The sequence below is a fragment of the Methanospirillum stamsii genome (genome assembly GCF_003173335.1).
GTDB classification, from domain to species: Archaea; Halobacteriota; Methanomicrobia; order Methanomicrobiales; family Methanospirillaceae; genus Methanospirillum; species Methanospirillum stamsii.
On record NZ_QGMZ01000040.1, the window covers coordinates 1 to 17,588 of the forward strand.

The following is a 17,588-nucleotide window of genomic DNA, read 5'->3' on the forward strand; positions in this document are numbered from 1 at the left end:
ATTGATCAAAATTGGAGAGGATCAAGATAACTAACCATTTAAACATGACATTGTAGAGTTAAATTAAGGTGGAAAATCACTAGAAAAAAGGAAGAGAAAAGAGGTTATCTTTTCTCAATTCTCGCATGGCTTTGCAATAGGCAATATAGTCATTCCAATATTTTCTCACACATCATGGAAGAACGCTTACTTGTTTAGTTACAATCGTTTTTCCAGAATTTGTATCAAATATCTGTACATTTAACGGATCTCCAGCAGATGGCGCCATTAGTCCATAAGAACTAGTTGCGAAACAATCATCCCAATCGAAACGAGCTGAATCTCCAGGTTTGAATGCTTCGGTATAATCACTTATTGGATCCCCGGTAGGTAAATAAGTCCCACTGGTTTTTACTATTGAATAACTCATATCCTTATTTGATCCTGTTGGAATGAGAGTTTTAATTTCAATGTTAGCCCATGATAATGGATCTCCTCCCTCATGAGTGAGTGTAATACTTTCTCCATATTTGGCTTCCACTCCAAGGGCAATTTGAGGAGCTTTTTCAGTTCCGCCTGCCAATCCTCCAGCAAAGCCACTCACTACTGCAGCAATAATAATAGTTACAACCAGCATGAGCAGAACACCAATAACTGGGGATACTGCATTATCTTTTTGATTAAATTTTAACATGGTAAATCACCCCCTCACATTGACATTCTTTTCATATATTGTACCACCGCTTAAACTGTCAATTAATTTGACATTGAGAATATCATTTTCTGTGAGGTACTGGAAGTTCTTAATGACAGGTGTTGCTTCATTTTCGCTTTGAACCCCACCTGATCCCCAAATGGCAGTATAATCTTTCTCTAACCCCATATTTGTTGTACTGATTTTTGCAACATCTCCAGATTTAAAGATGTAATTACCCCACCACAATTCGGTTTCAAGTCCAGTACCGTCGGCAGGCGTATCACCAGGAACAACTAAATAAGGCTCATTATAATAAGTGTCAGTTCCATTATAGGAGTAATGTGTATTTAATTCACTGAGGGTATAGTTAGATTCACTTCCGGATCTATATTCAAAACTAGTGGTGTCATTGTAAGATGGAGCACTTGTTCTTTGATAATTTGTTACACCTGTAGAATTAGTCCAAGTCGTGATTAACTGAACATTTTTCGTATTAATCGGATCTCCACCAAGATGCTTAAATACTAGTTCATATTCATTTCCAAAAGTAGTAGATTGTGTTAAAATAGCGTCAATACTTGCTTGTGGAGTCTTATCTTTGTTATCAACAAGCCCACCTGCAAACCCACTCACTACAGCAGCGATAATAATCGTCACTACCAGCATGAGGAGAACTCCAACCACCGGAGAAACCGCCGGATCCATTCTGCCTTTCATTTTCGTACTCATTCAATATCACTCAAAACTTTTTGTGCTAAGTAAATTTAACCTTAGCTAAGTTCAAAATCTTTGTTAAAGATAAATAAAAGTTGTGTTTTAATTGTGCACCCTAATTAGAATATGAATGAATCTGAAACATACTTTCATTGATGATACCATTTCAATGAAAAACACGCACTGACATAAACCATGTGCTGATTCTCCGGATAGCCCATTAGAGGAATGACAAGATTTTTTTAGGTTGCTACATTCATTCAGTACTGGTCTTAAAACCAAACTTTTTAAATTAAAACAATTGAATTGATTAAGGATAAAAAAACTAATCCGGATATCGGCCTACGGTATTCTCCCCTCATCTCTCTCGATAATGAATGCACCATCTAAAGAAAATTATTCATGAAAAAACCAATATTCTCTCATATAACCCGGAAAATGGGATCAATCCTATTACTTATCATACTCTGCCTGTTTCTTTCTTCTGCAGGATGCATCCAGCTGCCTATCTTGGATGAGAAGACATCCGGAGATCCAGCTTTACCCGAAGAGACACAAACCTCATCCACGCCGGAAATTATACCAAGTCCGGAAGAGACTGTTAAGCAGGTATTTCCTCCGGATATGCCTCCGGAAATCCGGGAGAGACTCATACGAGAAGGAAAAATCCCATCATCCGGGAATAATAATCCCATCTTCCCAAACCCTTTGTTAACTCCCAATCCAAAGCCCACTTCCTATGTAGTTCAGGGTGAGAGTTCACTATCTGAAGATGCGTTTATCCCTTCACGGGAATCAATATATTTTTCGCTGAATCCTTCGTGGTCCGGACCAGGCAGTCTGAATTCGGTATATACACAATCAGGAATTCCATTAAATTCTACCATTAAAGAATTTGAAGTTCATGTAGAAAAAGGACCGTTTTCAGTAAGGTACACGGTGCATCCGAAAAGCACTCCTCTTGTTTCATGGGCAAAAGTAACGGTTCTGGATTCTTTTCAGAATATTGTTCATGAAGATGGATATAATCGAGAATTCAGCAGTGAAAAAGTGAAAGAGTTTGTTGTATACGAAGAAGGTAATTTCATAGTCCGGTTAAGTGGGGGTTATACAACACTCGATATCAGTATTAACACTCCTGATGGAGTAATTAAACCCCAGACATCAGCGACGAAGGGCGATGGAGAAATTCCGGCAAATATGCCGCCGCAGCTGAGGGAACGACTGATGAGGGAAGGAAGAATATGAGGAATGAATAACCGGATTTGGATAAAGATATCATGAAAAATGGGTGCCTGAATGAGTTTTCAGGCTTCGTATGCTACAAGAACAGCTCCTAGTTTCCCTTCAAGATCCTTAATGGTCTTGAGGTCATCTGGTGACAAATTCTTGTAATGCGGTGCTGCCAAAAGATAAACTCCCAGTTCTTTTTCCAGCTGCTGAATTTTTTCCAATTTTTGTCCGGTCAGGTTTGCATACATCATGACCACCAGCATTGCATATTATGTATAAGATGATAATAATTCGCCGAAATATTTTGAATTTAATGAAAATATTTCATTTATTCGTTTTTTATGAAGATAATCAAACAAAATTTGTTAATAAATAAAGGAAATATTGCTGTGAAAAATTTTCATAAAAAAATATGAAGACAATTCTAAAGGAAAAAGGAACCTGTATTTATATTGAATTATTGAGACTTTTCTTAAGAGTCCTGATACACTTCTTATCAAGTCCGGTAGCCTGTATCACAAAGTCTTCATCCATTCCCAGAGATAAGAGGTTTTTCGCAACTGCCATTCTCTCTTCTTCTTTTCCCTCTTCTTTTCCTTCTTCTCTTCCTTTCTCAATTCCCTTTATCATTCCTTTCTCTTCTGCATATTTGATAATTTTTAACATTTGTAGTTCCTCCCAGAGTTCATCGAGTATTTCTTTATCTACTATTCTGTTTGCTAATATCAGGGTTAACTCTCGTACCTTATTCCGGATTTCTTCCTTTGGTATTTGTTTTTCTAGTTCAATTGTTTTTCTCAGCAGAGCATCTGGTGGAAAAGTACTCTTCATCAGGGGTAGAAAAATCAGTTCCAGTTCATTTACTGTTTCTCCCCTTTCCAGTGCAGATTGAATCTCGCTAATCAGCCTGTCCCCATCACGCTTTCCGAGTACTAACTGAATAACGTTATACTGGAGATTTCCGGTATTAAACACCTTTGTTCCCGGAGAGCCTGTTGAAGGAGTGAGAACTACCGTATGGATTACTGCCTGGTACCGGTTATACAGTCGTAGATCATAATGAGCAAACCGAATCAGATCCTTCCTTGAGAGATTTGTCTCTTCTTCAAGATGAAGGATTGATCCATCTTCAAGACGAAAATTCAGATCCATCATATCATCGGTTGTGTCGACTTCGGCAATCTCAGTCTCCATGAAACTGACAATCGGGGGCAGTGAAAGGCCGAGAAAATCTAAGGATTTGTGATGAAACAATGAGAAGGCCTCTTTCAGCACAACATCATAATTCTGGTGGTTAACTTTTTTCATGTGGGAGAACAGACTCTGAAAAAAAGAGATTAGTAATATTCGGTTTGTGTTTTGAAATGCACAAAGAGGTTTTATATCCGGAAAGAATTATCCCCCGAATTATAGTAGAATGTTAGGGTTTTTCATAAGGTATCTGTTAATAATTTATTCTTCATCAGGAAAGAAAAAGGAACGGGGAAATCTGCTCTCTGGGCATTGGCTAGAAATAAGAATGCACAGTTTTTTATCATCCATGCTGAAGGCACTTTTCCCCTGTTATACCTGGTAGAAAAACTAACTGATACCATTAATGGAAAATGCATCCCCCTTGATGCCATAAACGGTAACGATATTGTTCAATTGCTCTGGCCTGAAAAATATTCTTAATACAAAAACCCATAATTAAATTAAAAAAAGTTTAATTAAAATTACGTTTCATTTGTAATGGGAAATTTGATCATGGCAAATTATGGACGTTCTGTGCAAACAATTCGGCTTTTTATCATAGCCTTCCTGGCGTTTGGATTCTTGCTTATCTTTTCGGTTTCCGGGGATCAGGAGCCGGAAACAAAGTCCTTAGTGGATCAGGTAACACCAGAATATGCAACAGGTTTTACTGTTGAGTATCATGATGATTACAAAGTAGTAACTGTTTCAAATCCCTGGAGAGGTTCAGATGAATTATATACGTATGTTCTAGTAAACCGTGATGATACTCCTCCTTCATTAGGCAAAGGAGAAGAGGTAATAGAAATTCCGTCTGAACGGTTTGTCTCTCTCTCATCAACACATCTTCCATATCTTCCGATTCTTGGAATAACCGATTGTCTGAAGGGGACAATTAACCCTGATACAATTTCAACGCCTGAAGTTTTGAACCTGATTCAGGAAGGAAAAGTAGCAGACGTTTCCGGAGGTGGAACCGGGATGGCAACCGGGATAAATATGGAAAAGATGATCGAACTGGATCCTGATCTGGTCATGACATATGCAACCGGCCTTGCGGAATATGATACTCATCCAAAGCTACAGGAAGCGGGAATTCCTGTTGTGGTGAATGCAGAATATATGGAAGAACATCCACTTGGTCGTGCAGAATGGATAAAATTCATCTCGGTATTTTTCAATAAGGAAAAGGAGGCCAACGAGTATTTTGAAACAATAAAAAATGATTATCTATCGCTGGAAAAAAGTGTAGCCGCACTGAGCACAGAAAATCCCACTGTTTTTCTTGGCAATAACAGGCAGGGGACCTGGTATATGGCTGGAGGTAACAGTTATGTTGCTAAACTTCTGAATGATGCCGGTGCAGATTATCTCTGGTCTGATGATCAAACAACCGGGAGTATCCCTCTTGATTTTGAAGTGGTATATGATACAGCCCTTGATGCAGATTATTGGCTAAACCCGGGAACTGCGAAAAAATTGAAAGAATTACTAGGGGAAGATGCCCGGTATTCTGATTTTGCAGCGGTAAAATCTGATACTATCTATAATAACAATGCACGGATGAACAATGGAGGAGGAAATGATTACTGGGAGACCGGTGTTGCTCATCCGGAAATAATTCTTAAAGATTTAATTAAAATTTTCCATCCTGAAATTGTTCCGGATCATAACCTCGTTTACTATCAGCACCTGGAGTAAATAGGTGATTCATGCCTTAAACATGATGAAATCCGGACATTTTAGATTAAGAATGACCGGGATGATGAGTTTCCTTTTCTTCTCCCTTTTCATTCTCTTTTTTCTTGAACTCATTCTTGGCTCTGTAACAATTCCTCATCCAGAAATTATCCGGATACTTATGGGAGAAGGAAGTTCACATGAGAGCTGGGTTTCAATAATTTATAATTTCCGTCTGCCAAAAGCAGTTCTGGGCTCATGTGCGGGAGCGTGTCTGGCAGTTGCCGGCCTGTTAATGCAGACGCTTTTTAGAAATCCTTTGGCAGGACCTGACGTTCTTGGTCTCTCGGCCGGGGCAGGATTGGGTGTGGCCCTGGTAGTGTTCTCTACTGGAACAGCAGGTGCTTCATCAATTCTGGGAAATATGGGATTTTTTGGGAGTATTGGTATTGCGATTGCTGCATCAATGGGATCTGGTCTTGTTCTACTCATGATTCTGGCTGTCGCAAATAAGATTCAAAATACCATGACTATCCTTATCCTTGGACTCATGTTTGGATACACGGCTAATTCGTTCATTTCAATTCTCATGAATTTTGCATTGGCTGAGAGGATTCAGGCATATACTATCTGGAGTTTTGGATCATTTGGGGGAGTAACATGGGACCAGATCCAGGTACCTGTCATATTTGCGATTTCTGGTCTGATATTTGCGATATTTCTTATAAAACATCTGAATGCTCTTCTCTTAGGTGATCAGTATGCACAAAGTATGGGACTGGATATATCCAGAACCAGGAACGAACTTTTCATCATCACTGCGGTTCTTTCCGGTGTTGTTACTGCTTTTTGTGGGCCTATAGGATTCATTGGGATATCTGTCCCCCATTTATGTCGTGGACTTTTTGCGACTGCAAATCATGGCATTCTTATCCCCGCCTGTATTCTGCTTGGAGCATGCCTTGCTCTTGCTGCCGATATTATTGCGTCAGTTCCGGGAAGTCCCATAACTCTGCCGCTTAATGCTATAACGTCAATGATTGGAGCACCTGTTGTAATCTGGGTAATTTGTTCAAAAAGCAGGCAGGGAATGGAGGTCAGCGTATAATAATGATCATTGGGTCCAATAACAAAAAACCACCGTGCTGAAATTGCATTGAAATTACTCATGCCTTCTTCGGAAAAATTGAGATTATTTCAAGAAAGTTTATGTTATTTCCGGATTATTTATGCAAATTGAAGGTTTTTTAAAAATCGTCGTTATTATTCCGGGTATCAGGTTTTTAAAAATTTAGCAAACTGTCTTTCATGAACCGGAGTATTCCGGAGAATAGCCCATGCTTTTGCCATTTTTGCAATTTTTTCTGCATATTCTTCCAATCCCCGGATCTTTCTGGAGTTTTCTTCCTGTTCATGAGATGCAACCGGTACGGTAATTATCTGTTCGTTATATTCCTGCCATACATCATGTGATGAGATCTCCAACGATGATAATCCGGAAATGTTTACTTCCCATTCCTCGTAGCTCTGGTTTGTTGTATAGATCTGTAGGACGGGAACTCCAAGTTCAGAGAAAAGATTATCCTGCTGCATTCCGGTCAATTTTGATTCCAGGTCATTGATACTTACCTGGGATAACTCCATCATTACGATTAGCACATCAATGGTTGCTTTGTTTTCATCCATGAAATAGTGACGGATAATATCCACGATTCCCGGAGATCCACGAATTGAATCCGGTGCGAATGAACAATAAACCGGGATGGTGTCAAAGTCCTCATTCTCTAGTGAAGAAATGAGCATGTCAACTACAGTCAGTGATTTGCATAGGTACAGGCTTTGTGAGAAGAGAATTCCCGCTTTCAAGGATTTTTTAGGGATGAACATCCGGTATTCAGCGATCTGAATACCCGGGTACCATCCCGGATGATGAATTCCATGAGTGGAAGGTTTTACTGGTTTTGGAATACTGAGGTCCCCTCCTCCAATTCGGACATATGTCCAGAGAAGTAGTGACCGCATGTTCTGCAATCCTCCAAGATGGAGGTATGAATAAACCTGGTGATAATCAGGATCGGAGAATGAAAACAACCGTCGGTATTCATCCATCTCCTCTTCTATCGTACTCATTAGGAAAACCGGAATTTTTTTGGATTCTATTATTTCTAAAATCCGTGGAAATTCTCTAAAGTATGAGACAGAGCGATGGAGATTGATTATGATAAGATCAGCAGATGGGATGTTACCAAGAGCTTGGGTAAATGTCTCTTCTTTCCTGTTAAGTTCATAAGAAAGATAACTTGTAACGGCGATAAAACAGGATTCTTCATGCAAATTTTCTGCCGCCTGAAGGAGTAGTTGATTATCTCCGGTTCCACACCCAAAAAAGAGTAACTTTAGCATTTTTCCTCCATTGTTATGTGAATTGGTAAAAGGTGCAAAATGGGAATGTGTAATGATAAGTAAAAATCTCCAGCCTTGTTCATAATAATTATATTTTACCTTAAAACAAAAAAAGTTGATCATATGATCTCATTGTTTACTGAACTTGAATTGATACACCGAGAATCAATAAATGAAAAGCAGTCTGGCATACGCGATCAAAACAGAGATGGAGTTAGAAAAAAGTAGATATTATCATTTTCCCTCCGGAAATTATTACATTTAACCCAGGAAAATTTTTGATCTTAGGTACTAACACAAAGTATATCTGTATAAACAATAAATTTTGATCTATGTCAAAATTTGTTGGACATGACCCGAAGCCTAAAACCGCTAAGATTGCTGAAGAATTTGAAACCAAGGTGATGATCCGGAGAAATAACAAATCCCTGGTTGGCAGGGTTTTCGTTGATATCATGGAGGATGAATGGAAACTTGCCGTAGGTTTTAACCAGATGGGAATATCCAAACTCCATGGCCGGGAGAATGAATTTGAGGTACTGTACAGGTATCACCCCTCAGAAGAATCAAAAGTTATCAGACTTGGAACAGACACCGGACTTGAAAATGATTATCCTGCAGAATCATTTCCGTCACCGGATGAATTTATTATCTGGGCAATCGGGCAGGAGAAAGCAATACAACTCTCACCGGCCTGAGTGTTCATTTCTCCCTTTTTCTTTACATTATTATGATTAATTTCCGGTTACCTACCGGAAAAAAAATTACTACAGGTTACATTGGCATGGACAGAGAACGAAAAGGTTGTATACAGATATATTGTGGAAACGGAAAAGGAAAAACGACTGCAGCCCTGGGTCTTTCCCTCCGTACTCTTCTTTCCGGAGGCTCCGTTTATTTTGCGCAGTTTTTTAAAGGAATGGATACTGCTGAGATAGGTCTGTGTTCGCTGTGTGACCGGTTTGTAATGGAGCAGTATGGAACCGGGAAATTTATCATCGGGGATCCGACAGAGGAAGATAGAAAACAGGCAAGACTTGGCCTTGAGCATTGTAAAAATGTGCTGAGCTCCGGTTTTTTTGACCTTGTAGTTCTTGATGAGATTATCTTGAGTGTTTTTTATCAACTCATTACGGTGGAAGAGATTATTTCTGTGCTTAAGGTCAGGAAACCCTGGGTGGAAGTAGTATTGACCGGAAGAAAAGCCCCCATTGAACTCATAGAAAGAGCAGATCTTGTTACCGAAATGAAAAAGGTGAAACATTACTTTGATGCAGGAGTAAAGGCTCGGAAAGGAATAGAGTATTGAGTCATGATCCCTTCATGAAAGATTAACATGGGCACGAAGAATGGATAAAAAAATCGTAATCCTTGTATTCATTGGTCTGGGTATTCTTATCTCCGGGTATGGTGTACTACTATGAAAACAGGTGTCTCTACTACTGTTTCAGGTATGCTAATAAAAAAATGATTCCCCTGAAGATCAAAGATATTTTTTATTTAAACCCGATAAATACTCCGAACATATCATAGTGTAGTGGAACAAGAACCTGTTCAAACCCTGCAGTTTTCATTTTTTTATAAAATCCATGGGGAGTATCGATAAGAGGATATGCCTTTTCCCTTCCGGACAGTGTTTCCTGAATCCGGACATCCGGCATACCGGTTTCTTTCATGTGTGTTTCCCAGCGGGTCCGGTACATCTGTTCTGCCCAGTCATTTTCTGGTCTAAAAACATCTCCACAGATGAATTTACCTCCGGAATGTAAATTTAGGTATAGTTCATGAATCAGTTTTAACCGGGCATTATCAGAGATATGATGCATGGTAAGAGTCGTGATAACGATGTCAAAATTACCATCCGGAAGACTGGTTGTGATATCACCTTCAATCAGGTTACATGTACTGATTTCAGGTTTCATTCCTGCTAACCGAAGCATTTCAGGAGATTTGTCGATACATGTGATCCGGTTCTCCGGGTTTTTCTTTAAGAGCTGTGATGTGAGATATCCGGTTCCTGACCCGAGTTCAAGAATGGAGAGCGGAGTATCCGGGATGAATGAAAGGCATGTGGAGAAAAATAATTTTGAATTTGGAAGAATTCGTGGGATATTCTCATCGTACCGGGTTACTTCGTTTAAGTAATGTTCATGTGATGTCATAGTATGAATAGTCCTTTATTTATCCTAACTGAAGATGTAATAAACATTTTTTTAATGTTATATTGACGGGAGGATCAAAATCGATGGAGTTACTAATACTTGTGTATTTTACTCCTGATAATTTTAATTCCTGTAATAAATTCTGGTTCCATCCGGTTGCAATACCTGAAAAACTCATGGTGTCTACATTATCTGATTGTTCTATGGTACAATTTGTGTGACAATACACGGTTCCGATTCCACTCCCTCCAATTTGTGCCTCTTGATTTTCATCCTGTGTAACGATGGATATCGTCACATTAGTGAGATTCCCTGAAACTTGTTCTACCTTTGGACAGAGATTATTTGTTAAAAAACTTGCAGAATTATCCCATATTTCCAGAGGTGTTTTTTTATCTGGTTTAGAAACAAAAATCGTTCCATTTTCCCAGATGTATCCCTGATTTACCCAGAAATTGTTTACCGGGACAAACATGAGGTTTAATCCTGTAATGTTCAAATGATTACCTGATATCTCCAAATAATCATCATTACTATGTATCGTTCTTATCTGAAGTGATCCGGAAGACCTCACCGGAGAAAAGAGAACATCACCTCCTCCCAATTGAATCCGGTGGGTGATTGAAGCATTTTGGCGATAGATAGTGAGTCTGTCAATATCTGTCGCTAATGCAAGAAATGAATTCTCAACTTGCCTTAAATGTTCTACTTCTGCCTGTTGTTTCATCTGGGGAATCCAGATTGCGTTAAGAAGAGCAATGAATGAAACAGTGATAACTAGAAGAATCATATACCCGATAACAACTGATACTGCATTATCCCTCATGGTACTAAACCGGAAAAGACAACTGTATTTTTAGCCACTAATTGGACTGTTACTCCTGAACTAACACGAATTGGCCTGGTTATATTTCCCAGATCAAAAGTTGAACGTGCGTTTTCAGGTTTCAGATCTTCTTTGTGATATTCCATTATTGCGTCTGAATTTTGTACAATTACTTTCATGTCATCCCAAAGCAGGTAATCCCCGCCCTTATGGTACAATATTACCGAATCTCCATCAAAAGCCATCTTAATATTAACTGTAGGGACCCGATCACCCGGTAACTGGTTCATCAGGGTAATCGTTACCGAAGGAATAAGGATTAACACTAATGCCAGGAGCAACATCTCGCTGACAACCGATGAAAGAGCGTCATCCTGCCTCATAATGTTACCCGGAACCAGCCGCTTCCAATGCGGCTTTTGCTGCTTCAGTTGAGAGTTCAATCTGGTAAGGAATAATATATTCAAACAACACAACTGCTCCAATCAAAAGAAGAATAGCATGTTTGAACCCGGACAGAATACTATTTGCTGATAGTTGTCCTGCCATAAGTCCTGAGAATAATGCGAGAACAATACCAATTCTGAACATATCTGTCAGGTTTCCGGCGGTATCAAAACTGATGTTAAAATTTGTAAATGACGCAACAAAGGATACGTTCAGTGAATACGCCGTGTAAAAATAAATTCCCACTGCCAGGTAGATGATCATGACATAGGTGATGGAAATATTGAACCGGTCGCGTTTAAGCTTTAGGTAATGCTCAAAATCATTGATTGCAATAATCAGAACATCTTTTATGGAATCGGTTACTTCACTCGCCTTTACCAGGAGTGACATCGCCCTTTTTACTGAAACAAGACCGATACGTTCTTCCATCCGGACAAGGGCATTGACCGTACTCTCTCCCCGCTGAATCTCCTCGGTTGTCATCACTAGTTCCTTTGAAAGAACTCCTAATTTAGAATTTGAGATAAGACCTATTGCAGTCTGCAGCGTAACCCCGATGTCTTTCATATCCACCAGTTGACGCAGAAATTCCGGGGTGTGTTTTTCTACATTATTTACAAACCAGTTTCTTCCTTCGTAGGCAAAGGCAACCGGAGCCATGGAGGCGATTACTACAAGACAGATGAATATTTCTAAGGTGTTCACCGGAAACCATCCGGCTAGATTTCCATTCATGTAAAGAAGAGTGACAATTACTGCTGCAACGATCCCGATAACACATCCGATGTTGAAGTCGGAAATATATGTTCGGAATGGATTTTTAATCAGGTTTTCCAGTTTATATCGTTTTCTTTTAGCTTCCACCTGTTTCAGAAATTTCTGGTCAACCCGGGAAAACTCATCTTTTGCGATACCGATGTCAATGAATTCAGAATCATCAATTGGTTTTTTTGAGATGTCCATCTTGATTGCCGGAAGCATCAGGTGAAGAATATAAATCATTCCAAGTGAACCGCCGATAAGTCCCAGGATGATAAGGGGAATATATCCGGATAGTTCAGATTTCCCCCCCAGGTTCTGGGCTACGATGATAATTATCATCGTGATGGGGCCGGCAACAAAAGCAGTGACATAGACTTCAGCCATTACCTCTATTGTTTTCAAAACCTGGTCCAGTTCACGTGCAGCAGCTTCCCTGAAGTATGCAGACCGGGAAGAGAGAAAATTCGTAACATCTCCTCCGCTTCCGGAAAGAAGGAGAAGGTCGTTTAAAAAATCTTCGAGATTATGAGATGGAGTTACTTTTTGCAGGTTCCGGATGGCAGAATAAAGATCATCTCCGAATACCTCAACATCCCTGACAATAAGTCCGAACTCCCGTGAAACCTCTCCAAACAGGTCGTCGGCCTCATATACCTTCCGGATGACATTATAGAGAGTCATCGTCGTGGAAAGAGCCTGCATGTACGTGATGGTGTAAGGAAGTTCGAGATCAATGGATGTCTTTCTGCCTGCTGCAATACTTGACGGGTATGTAAAAATTCCAAGAATGACTCCGGGGATTAAGAAGATGAACAAAAGCAGGATGGTGACCCATGGTTCAAAATTTGGGATGAACGATCTTCCGGTAACAAACACGTATCCGGCGAGAATTATGAAGGCACCTGTTGATGCGATGGATGACTTTACCAGAAGCATGAAAAAAGTGTATTGAGAATAGGGCATATGAGCAGCCCGGAGTGATTTCCTGATAGTAGTTCCTTCAAGCCACTGATCGATTTGTTCCGGCTTAAAAAGATTCATGCCATCCTCCGGAGCCGGGTAATCAGCTGCATCAGGTGGACGGGATCTGATCTAGGCTGGTTTTTGATTCTGGTCAGGAATTCCTTCCTGATACCGAGCTGGAACAGGAGTTCCTGTTCTGTCCAGTTATGCATGTATTTAAGGGTTTCAAGAGTTTTTGATTGGTTATATTTCCGGTCAAATCCATCGGTGACCGGGTTATATTCAAAGAGTGTATTCCACCCAAGTTTATCATCCTCTTTGAGTATTATTTCATGAACGGCATCACATCTTCTGATCATCCGGCCATTACGGTAATGAAACGTCTGGATGACCATGAGATCAAGGGCACCAAACATTGCCGGAGGGACATTGATTGGTTCATTGGTCAGCCGGTTCAATGCCTCTTCGATATTTCCTGCATGTAATGTGGATATGGTGGTATGACCGCTGTTCATCGCCTGAAATAGTGTCTGGGCTTCATTACCACGGACTTCACCAACAATAATATACTCCGGACGCTGACGAAGTGATGCCTTCAGGAGATCAAAGAGGTTAATATTTCCCCGTTCATTCATGGCTGCACTTTCACGAGTCTGTACCGGAAGCCAGTTCCGGTGTGGGATTTGAAGTTCTCTGGTATCTTCAAGTGAAACTATCTTGGAGTTGTGCGGAATAAAAAATGACAAGGCATTCATTGCCGAAGTCTTCCCGCTTGCAGTTCCTCCGACGACAATGAGGGATTTACGGTTTTCCAGGGCAAGCCAGAGAAATGCCAGGAGATCCGGATCGTAGGTGCCAAACCCGAGCAGGGTTATCGGTGTCATTGGGTCAGTTCTAAATTTCCGGATGGTAAACGAGCTTCCCTTTGTGGATACGACGTTTGAATATGTTATCTGGGCACGTGATCCATTTGGCAGGGCAGCATCCAGAAGCGGAGAGGTGAGAGAGACTTGTTTGTCTGCTTTCTGTGAGAGTTTTAGTACAAACCGGTTGAGTTCTTCCTGGTCAAAGATAACAGAAGTTGGCATACTGGAATAGAACCGGTGGTGCACATAAACCGGAAGATGATGGCCATTACAGGAGATATCCTCAAGGAGTTCATCATGCATCAGGGGATCTATCTTTCCATATCCGTTCAGATTTCGTTTCAGGTAATAATATAGAACAGAAAGACGATCATCAGAGATATTTGGATCATAGGTTTTGATGACCTTCGCTGCTTCTTCAAAGTCAAGGAAGAGATCTCCCTTACTCACCGGTTTGTCATAAATGAGCACATCTCTGAGTGTTTCATGGGTTTCTTCAAGAACAATCCGTTCCCGGGGAGTCAGGTCAGGTTCGATGATTCGGTATATCCGGTCCCCTGCAGGGTCTTTCAATATTACCACGTACGCATGAGGACTGACCAGCCAGTATGCTTCTTCAGCGACAAGACCTTCCGGAACCTGGACATCGAGAACCGATTTGACCTGGGGTTCTTTTGGTGTGGGGGCATTGTCATCCGGACCTGGTTTTTGTTTTCGTCTTCGGAGTCCTGCCTGTGGAAACCGGAATGAGAGGGATTTAAACCGATTTTTCCAGTTTCCAGTATTCTTTTCATCTGGGCAGCCTTCTTCCTGATTTTTGTTCTCATCTTTTAATTTATTGTTCTGTTCTTTCAAATCAAAAACTTTCGAGAGAATTTCATCGGTTTTTGGATCCTGAAAAACATATTTTTCTTTGTCTTGAGCAGAGTCTGTTTGTGGGCCGGATATCACATCACCAGTTCGGGATGAATGGATGGTTATTTTTATGTGCTTTTTTTCCGGAATTTGGTCAATGGATACAACCAGACCTCCTTTGAACCTGAACTTTTTTGAGCCCTCCATATGGTCCTTTGGGTTTTTACCTGCTCTGGAAAAAAAGGATGCCAGTTTTTCTAATTCATCATAAGAGAGCTCGATATTTGTAAAAACAGGCCCTGAATATTGTTCATGAATAATCCGGATCTTTTTCTCTGGTCCGGGACATACTATTGCATGGATATGAGGATCAGTTAGAAAAAGTCTGACCCATAGTTCCCGATTTTTTTCAAGAATTATCCGGGATACGATCTTTTGCCGGGTACTGTGATCCACGTGTGGGTGGGATGTTCCTAAACAAGAAAAAATCCTGTCTTTAAAGTTTTTGCCTGATAATTTTTCGGGTTTACCCGTTTCAAGACGATTTTTAATATCCTGAATTATCTTTTTTTCACTGTTTGAAAAACCTGAAAATCCGGCCAAAAAAACACAGGAATTATCATCATACGTTACAAGTTTTGCAATTGCCAATCCATTCAGGTAACTGGAAACTGATATGATGTGACTTCCTTTTTGCAGTTCTTTTTTTTCGCCTTCTGAATGTGTTCTGGGGCGAAGAAAATCTATCTTGAGCAGGTTGCTTTTTTTGTCCTCCGAGGGACCTATCTGTATTACTCCCTCTTTTAATGGAAGAACAGCCGGTAGAACTGTAGGATCTACTTTTTTTCCGGAACGGTTTTCTGCTTTCTTAATAATCCGGTAATACTCCTGCTCATCCGGGATAAAACCAGAGATCATCAAACCATACTGCTGATGTTCTATGATGGCAGGGGTGTGCAATCCTTGTAATGATAAACGGACAATATATGGATCGTCAAGGTATGGCTGGAGGGGGCCAAATCCTTTCATATCCCTGGTAAGGTAGTAGGTAAATTTTTCAATCGATGATATGTTTACATCCGGGGAAGAGTCAGTAATGAAAGATTGAAGACTGTCATGATAGTTCTGTTGGAATCGCTTGTATGTCTGCGGGTTTTTTAATTGAATTTTGAGAGAAAGAATTAGTTTTTCGTATGCATCTTGTTCATCCTGGATAAAGAGAGGTTCAGTAATTGTATATTTTCTTCCGGATGGAGTGTCATGAATGTGTACCTGGACCGGAATTCCGGGAAGATCATAGGAGGCACGGAGAGTCACCCCTCCGGTGAGATAATTCTCCTCATGATCTATCATTGCGCTCCCTCCCTCCGGTTCTATAATCATAGTGTAAAGAATAATCTGCCCGCTGGGGTTAATCTGCTGGAATTATGCATATTTAATTACTAACCATGCCGTTTTTGTTTATTTCCTGATAATTTTTGGGAGATTTAAACAATATTTTTTAATTAATGTAAATATATTTTGTATTGTCTGGTTAGTACTATAACCATAAAATCCTTTTTCTATCATCAGATCATAGACCTGCCAATCTTAAGTGCTCACACACCAACGGTATCAATGAGGAATTGTGCAAAAAATCCTAATCGTTGATGATACAATCAAAGATTTACAATCAGGATCACAACTTCTTACCAGATCAGGTTTTCAGGTTTATACTGCCCGGAATGGAGAGGATGCTCTTTCACTTCTTGAGAAAAAAATTCCGGACATAATTCTTCTGGATCTCATCATGCCAGGTATGGATGGCATAGAGGTTATGAGAATTATCCGGGAAAAATATCCTGAAATTCCGGTAGTTTTGTGTACTGCTGCTGATCAGGAGCCAATCGTTCGGTTGGCAATGCTATCCGGAGCTTTTGGAGTAATTGTAAAACCATATGATCCGGATACCATGCTCCGGACTATCAGAAGATCACTCGGGGAAGAAGGGTGAATGATTTAGTTTGACCAAAATAATTACTGATATCAATTGGTAACTAGATCCTGGTGATATTCTCAAAAAGTTATTCATATGGCAGCGGATGTATGTACTTCAGATTACTGATCGCGAAAAAACTATAATCGGTTTTCTTGATAACCCTCAATATGCCAGAGGAGTTTAGGAGGTTTCGATATTTCTCCTGAGTAAGGGATTACAGGTTGAGAAATTGAGTTCTTATGCCCATTCTATCCGGAATTCAATAGTGATACGAAGGTTTGGGTGTCTGTGTGATCTCTTCAATATCCCAATTAATCTTGAAATTTCGAATATCAGAAAAAATGCGATGTAAGATCCAACGATGCCAAAAACTGGGAAACCAAAAAGAAAATGGCGATTGATTATTAATGTGAATGAGATACTTAAAGTTGACAGTATTTGATACCCATTCGGGAAATTAAAGAGGAATCCCGGTTTTTGTGTCCTTCCCTCAACGACAGAGCGGGATAATACCCAGAAGTGGTGTTCGTCCTCATTTGGGTCTCTTCATATGGCACTTAAAGGAGAACCTGTATAACTTTTAACCCACAAGATACGTATGGAACTGAATATATTGGAGAGATATTCTGGGTGCGAAAAAGATGCAAATTAAGAAATACGGTAATTATTGGGCGAGGAGACTGGTGCTTGAGGCTAGGGAGAGGATGAAGGAGGATAACTTATGATTATAGTTAGTTGCAATACTTTCTATACTATTGAATTTAAATATGGTTTATGGTAAATGTCC

17 protein-coding genes are annotated in these 17,588 nt (G+C 40.0%); 7 read left to right on the forward strand and 10 right to left on the reverse strand.

The annotated features are described in order from the left end of the window. Window positions 1–172: 172 nt before the first annotated feature. Together DLD82_RS19225 and DLD82_RS15290 are read right to left on the reverse strand one after the other, a co-directional pair. Window positions 173–673, reverse strand: coding sequence for a type IV pilin (locus DLD82_RS19225; RefSeq protein WP_109941997.1), 501 nt, complete (start codon window positions 671–673; stop codon window positions 173–175). Between the two features lie 6 nt (window positions 674–679). Next, on the reverse strand, window positions 680–1,393 hold the full coding sequence (locus DLD82_RS15290; protein ID WP_181391470.1) for a type IV pilin N-terminal domain-containing protein: 714 nt from the start codon (window positions 1,391–1,393) through the stop codon (window positions 680–682). A gap of 399 nt (window positions 1,394–1,792) precedes the next feature. On the opposite strand from DLD82_RS15290, the gene DLD82_RS15295 reads away from it, so the two are divergent. Next, window positions 1,793–2,638, forward strand: coding sequence for a hypothetical protein (locus DLD82_RS15295; RefSeq protein ID WP_109941999.1), 846 nt, complete (start codon window positions 1,793–1,795; stop codon window positions 2,636–2,638). A 59-nt stretch (window positions 2,639–2,697) separates the two neighbouring features. On the opposite strand, the gene DLD82_RS18715 is transcribed toward DLD82_RS15295, so the two are convergent. After that, window positions 2,698–2,874, reverse strand: a complete 177-nt coding sequence (locus tag DLD82_RS18715) for a hypothetical protein (protein ID WP_181391471.1) — start codon at window positions 2,872–2,874, stop codon at window positions 2,698–2,700. A 196-nt stretch (window positions 2,875–3,070) separates the two neighbouring features. Further along, entirely contained in the window at window positions 3,071–3,931 is an 861-nt protein-coding gene (locus DLD82_RS15305; RefSeq protein ID WP_109942001.1) for an RpnC/YadD family protein, read from the reverse strand. Between the two features lie 195 nt (window positions 3,932–4,126). Between DLD82_RS15305 and DLD82_RS18720 the strand changes: the two genes are divergently transcribed. The 3 genes from DLD82_RS18720 to DLD82_RS15315 all read left to right on the forward strand — a co-directional run bounded on the left by DLD82_RS18720 (window position 4,127) and on the right by DLD82_RS15315 (window position 6,644). Continuing rightward, complete coding sequence (locus tag DLD82_RS18720) at window positions 4,127–4,297, forward strand: hypothetical protein (RefSeq protein ID WP_181391472.1); 171 nt, start codon at window positions 4,127–4,129, stop codon at window positions 4,295–4,297. A gap of 72 nt (window positions 4,298–4,369) precedes the next feature. Further along, the gene (locus DLD82_RS15310) at window positions 4,370–5,557 is read left to right on the forward strand and encodes an ABC transporter substrate-binding protein (RefSeq protein ID WP_109942002.1); all 1,188 of its coding nucleotides are present in this window, start codon (window positions 4,370–4,372) and stop codon (window positions 5,555–5,557) included. A gap of 4 nt (window positions 5,558–5,561) precedes the next feature. Beyond that, a complete protein-coding gene (locus tag DLD82_RS15315) occupies window positions 5,562–6,644 on the forward strand; it encodes an iron ABC transporter permease (protein WP_109942003.1) in 1,083 nt (360 codons plus the stop codon). A 167-nt stretch (window positions 6,645–6,811) separates the two neighbouring features. On the opposite strand, the gene DLD82_RS15320 is transcribed toward DLD82_RS15315, so the two are convergent. Further along, window positions 6,812–7,939, reverse strand: a complete 1,128-nt coding sequence (locus tag DLD82_RS15320; protein ID WP_109942011.1) for a cobaltochelatase subunit CobN — start codon at window positions 7,937–7,939, stop codon at window positions 6,812–6,814. A gap of 332 nt (window positions 7,940–8,271) precedes the next feature. Here DLD82_RS15320 and DLD82_RS15325 point away from each other — a divergent pair, with 332 nt between their 5' ends. Together DLD82_RS15325 and DLD82_RS15330 are read left to right on the forward strand one after the other, a co-directional pair. Then, window positions 8,272–8,637, forward strand: coding sequence for a hypothetical protein (locus DLD82_RS15325; protein ID WP_109942004.1), 366 nt, complete (start codon window positions 8,272–8,274; stop codon window positions 8,635–8,637). Between the two features lie 86 nt (window positions 8,638–8,723). Continuing rightward, window positions 8,724–9,248: a cob(I)yrinic acid a,c-diamide adenosyltransferase gene (locus DLD82_RS15330; protein WP_109942012.1), complete on the forward strand. Its 525-nt coding sequence runs from the start codon at window positions 8,724–8,726 to the stop codon at window positions 9,246–9,248. A gap of 187 nt (window positions 9,249–9,435) precedes the next feature. Here DLD82_RS15330 and DLD82_RS15335 read toward each other — a convergent pair whose 3' ends face one another. Genes DLD82_RS15335 through DLD82_RS15355 form a run of 5 tightly spaced genes read right to left on the reverse strand, consistent with a single transcriptional unit; the run spans window position 9,436 to window position 16,176 of the window. Beyond that, complete coding sequence (locus DLD82_RS15335) at window positions 9,436–10,101, reverse strand: class I SAM-dependent methyltransferase (RefSeq protein ID WP_109942005.1); 666 nt, start codon at window positions 10,099–10,101, stop codon at window positions 9,436–9,438. A 19-nt stretch (window positions 10,102–10,120) separates the two neighbouring features. Next, a complete protein-coding gene (locus DLD82_RS15340) occupies window positions 10,121–10,927 on the reverse strand; it encodes a DUF7289 family protein (RefSeq protein ID WP_109942006.1) in 807 nt (268 codons plus the stop codon). Continuing rightward, the gene (locus tag DLD82_RS15345) at window positions 10,924–11,310 is read right to left on the reverse strand and encodes a type IV pilin (protein ID WP_109942007.1); all 387 of its coding nucleotides are present in this window, start codon (window positions 11,308–11,310) and stop codon (window positions 10,924–10,926) included. The genes DLD82_RS15340 and DLD82_RS15345 overlap by 4 nt, the downstream gene beginning before the upstream one ends. Before the next feature lie 4 nt (window positions 11,311–11,314). Beyond that, the gene (locus DLD82_RS15350) at window positions 11,315–13,180 is read right to left on the reverse strand and encodes a type II secretion system F family protein (protein WP_109942008.1); all 1,866 of its coding nucleotides are present in this window, start codon (window positions 13,178–13,180) and stop codon (window positions 11,315–11,317) included. Continuing rightward, window positions 13,177–16,176 (reverse strand): ATPase, T2SS/T4P/T4SS family, encoded by a 3,000-nt coding sequence (locus DLD82_RS15355; RefSeq protein ID WP_181391473.1) that lies wholly within the window; start codon window positions 16,174–16,176, stop codon window positions 13,177–13,179. Before DLD82_RS15355 ends, DLD82_RS15350 begins: the two co-directional genes overlap by 4 nt. Window positions 16,177–16,450: 274 nt before the next feature. On the opposite strand from DLD82_RS15355, the gene DLD82_RS15360 reads away from it, so the two are divergent. Then, window positions 16,451–16,816: a response regulator gene (locus DLD82_RS15360; RefSeq protein ID WP_181391474.1), complete on the forward strand. Its 366-nt coding sequence runs from the start codon at window positions 16,451–16,453 to the stop codon at window positions 16,814–16,816. Window positions 16,817–17,588 lie beyond the last annotated feature (772 nt).

Bases quoted from the DNA above. Each gene is read 5' to 3' on its own strand.
- DLD82_RS19225 (WP_109941997.1), bottom strand. From the start codon at position 673: ATGTTAAAATTTAATCAAAAAGATAATGCAGTATCCCCAGTTATTGGT.
- DLD82_RS15290 (WP_181391470.1), bottom strand. From the start codon at position 1,393: ATGAAAGGCAGAATGGATCCGGCGGTTTCTCCGGTGGTTGGAGTTCTC.
- DLD82_RS15295 (WP_109941999.1), top strand. From the start codon at position 1,793: ATGAAAAAACCAATATTCTCTCATATAACCCGGAAAATGGGATCAATC.
- DLD82_RS18715 (WP_181391471.1), bottom strand. From the start codon at position 2,874: ATGATGTATGCAAACCTGACCGGACAAAAATTGGAAAAAATTCAGCAG.
- DLD82_RS15305 (WP_109942001.1), bottom strand. From the start codon at position 3,931: ATGAAAAAAGTTAACCACCAGAATTATGATGTTGTGCTGAAAGAGGCC.
- DLD82_RS15310 (WP_109942002.1), top strand. From the start codon at position 4,370: ATGGCAAATTATGGACGTTCTGTGCAAACAATTCGGCTTTTTATCATA.
- DLD82_RS15320 (WP_109942011.1), bottom strand. From the start codon at position 7,939: ATGCTAAAGTTACTCTTTTTTGGGTGTGGAACCGGAGATAATCAACTA.
- DLD82_RS15325 (WP_109942004.1), top strand. From the start codon at position 8,272: ATGTCAAAATTTGTTGGACATGACCCGAAGCCTAAAACCGCTAAGATT.
- DLD82_RS15330 (WP_109942012.1), top strand. From the start codon at position 8,724: ATGGACAGAGAACGAAAAGGTTGTATACAGATATATTGTGGAAACGGA.
- DLD82_RS15335 (WP_109942005.1), bottom strand. From the start codon at position 10,101: ATGACATCACATGAACATTACTTAAACGAAGTAACCCGGTACGATGAG.
- DLD82_RS15340 (WP_109942006.1), bottom strand. From the start codon at position 10,927: ATGAGGGATAATGCAGTATCAGTTGTTATCGGGTATATGATTCTTCTA.
- DLD82_RS15345 (WP_109942007.1), bottom strand. From the start codon at position 11,310: ATGAGGCAGGATGACGCTCTTTCATCGGTTGTCAGCGAGATGTTGCTC.
- DLD82_RS15350 (WP_109942008.1), bottom strand. From the start codon at position 13,180: ATGAATCTTTTTAAGCCGGAACAAATCGATCAGTGGCTTGAAGGAACT.
- DLD82_RS15355 (WP_181391473.1), bottom strand. From the start codon at position 16,176: ATGATAGATCATGAGGAGAATTATCTCACCGGAGGGGTGACTCTCCGT.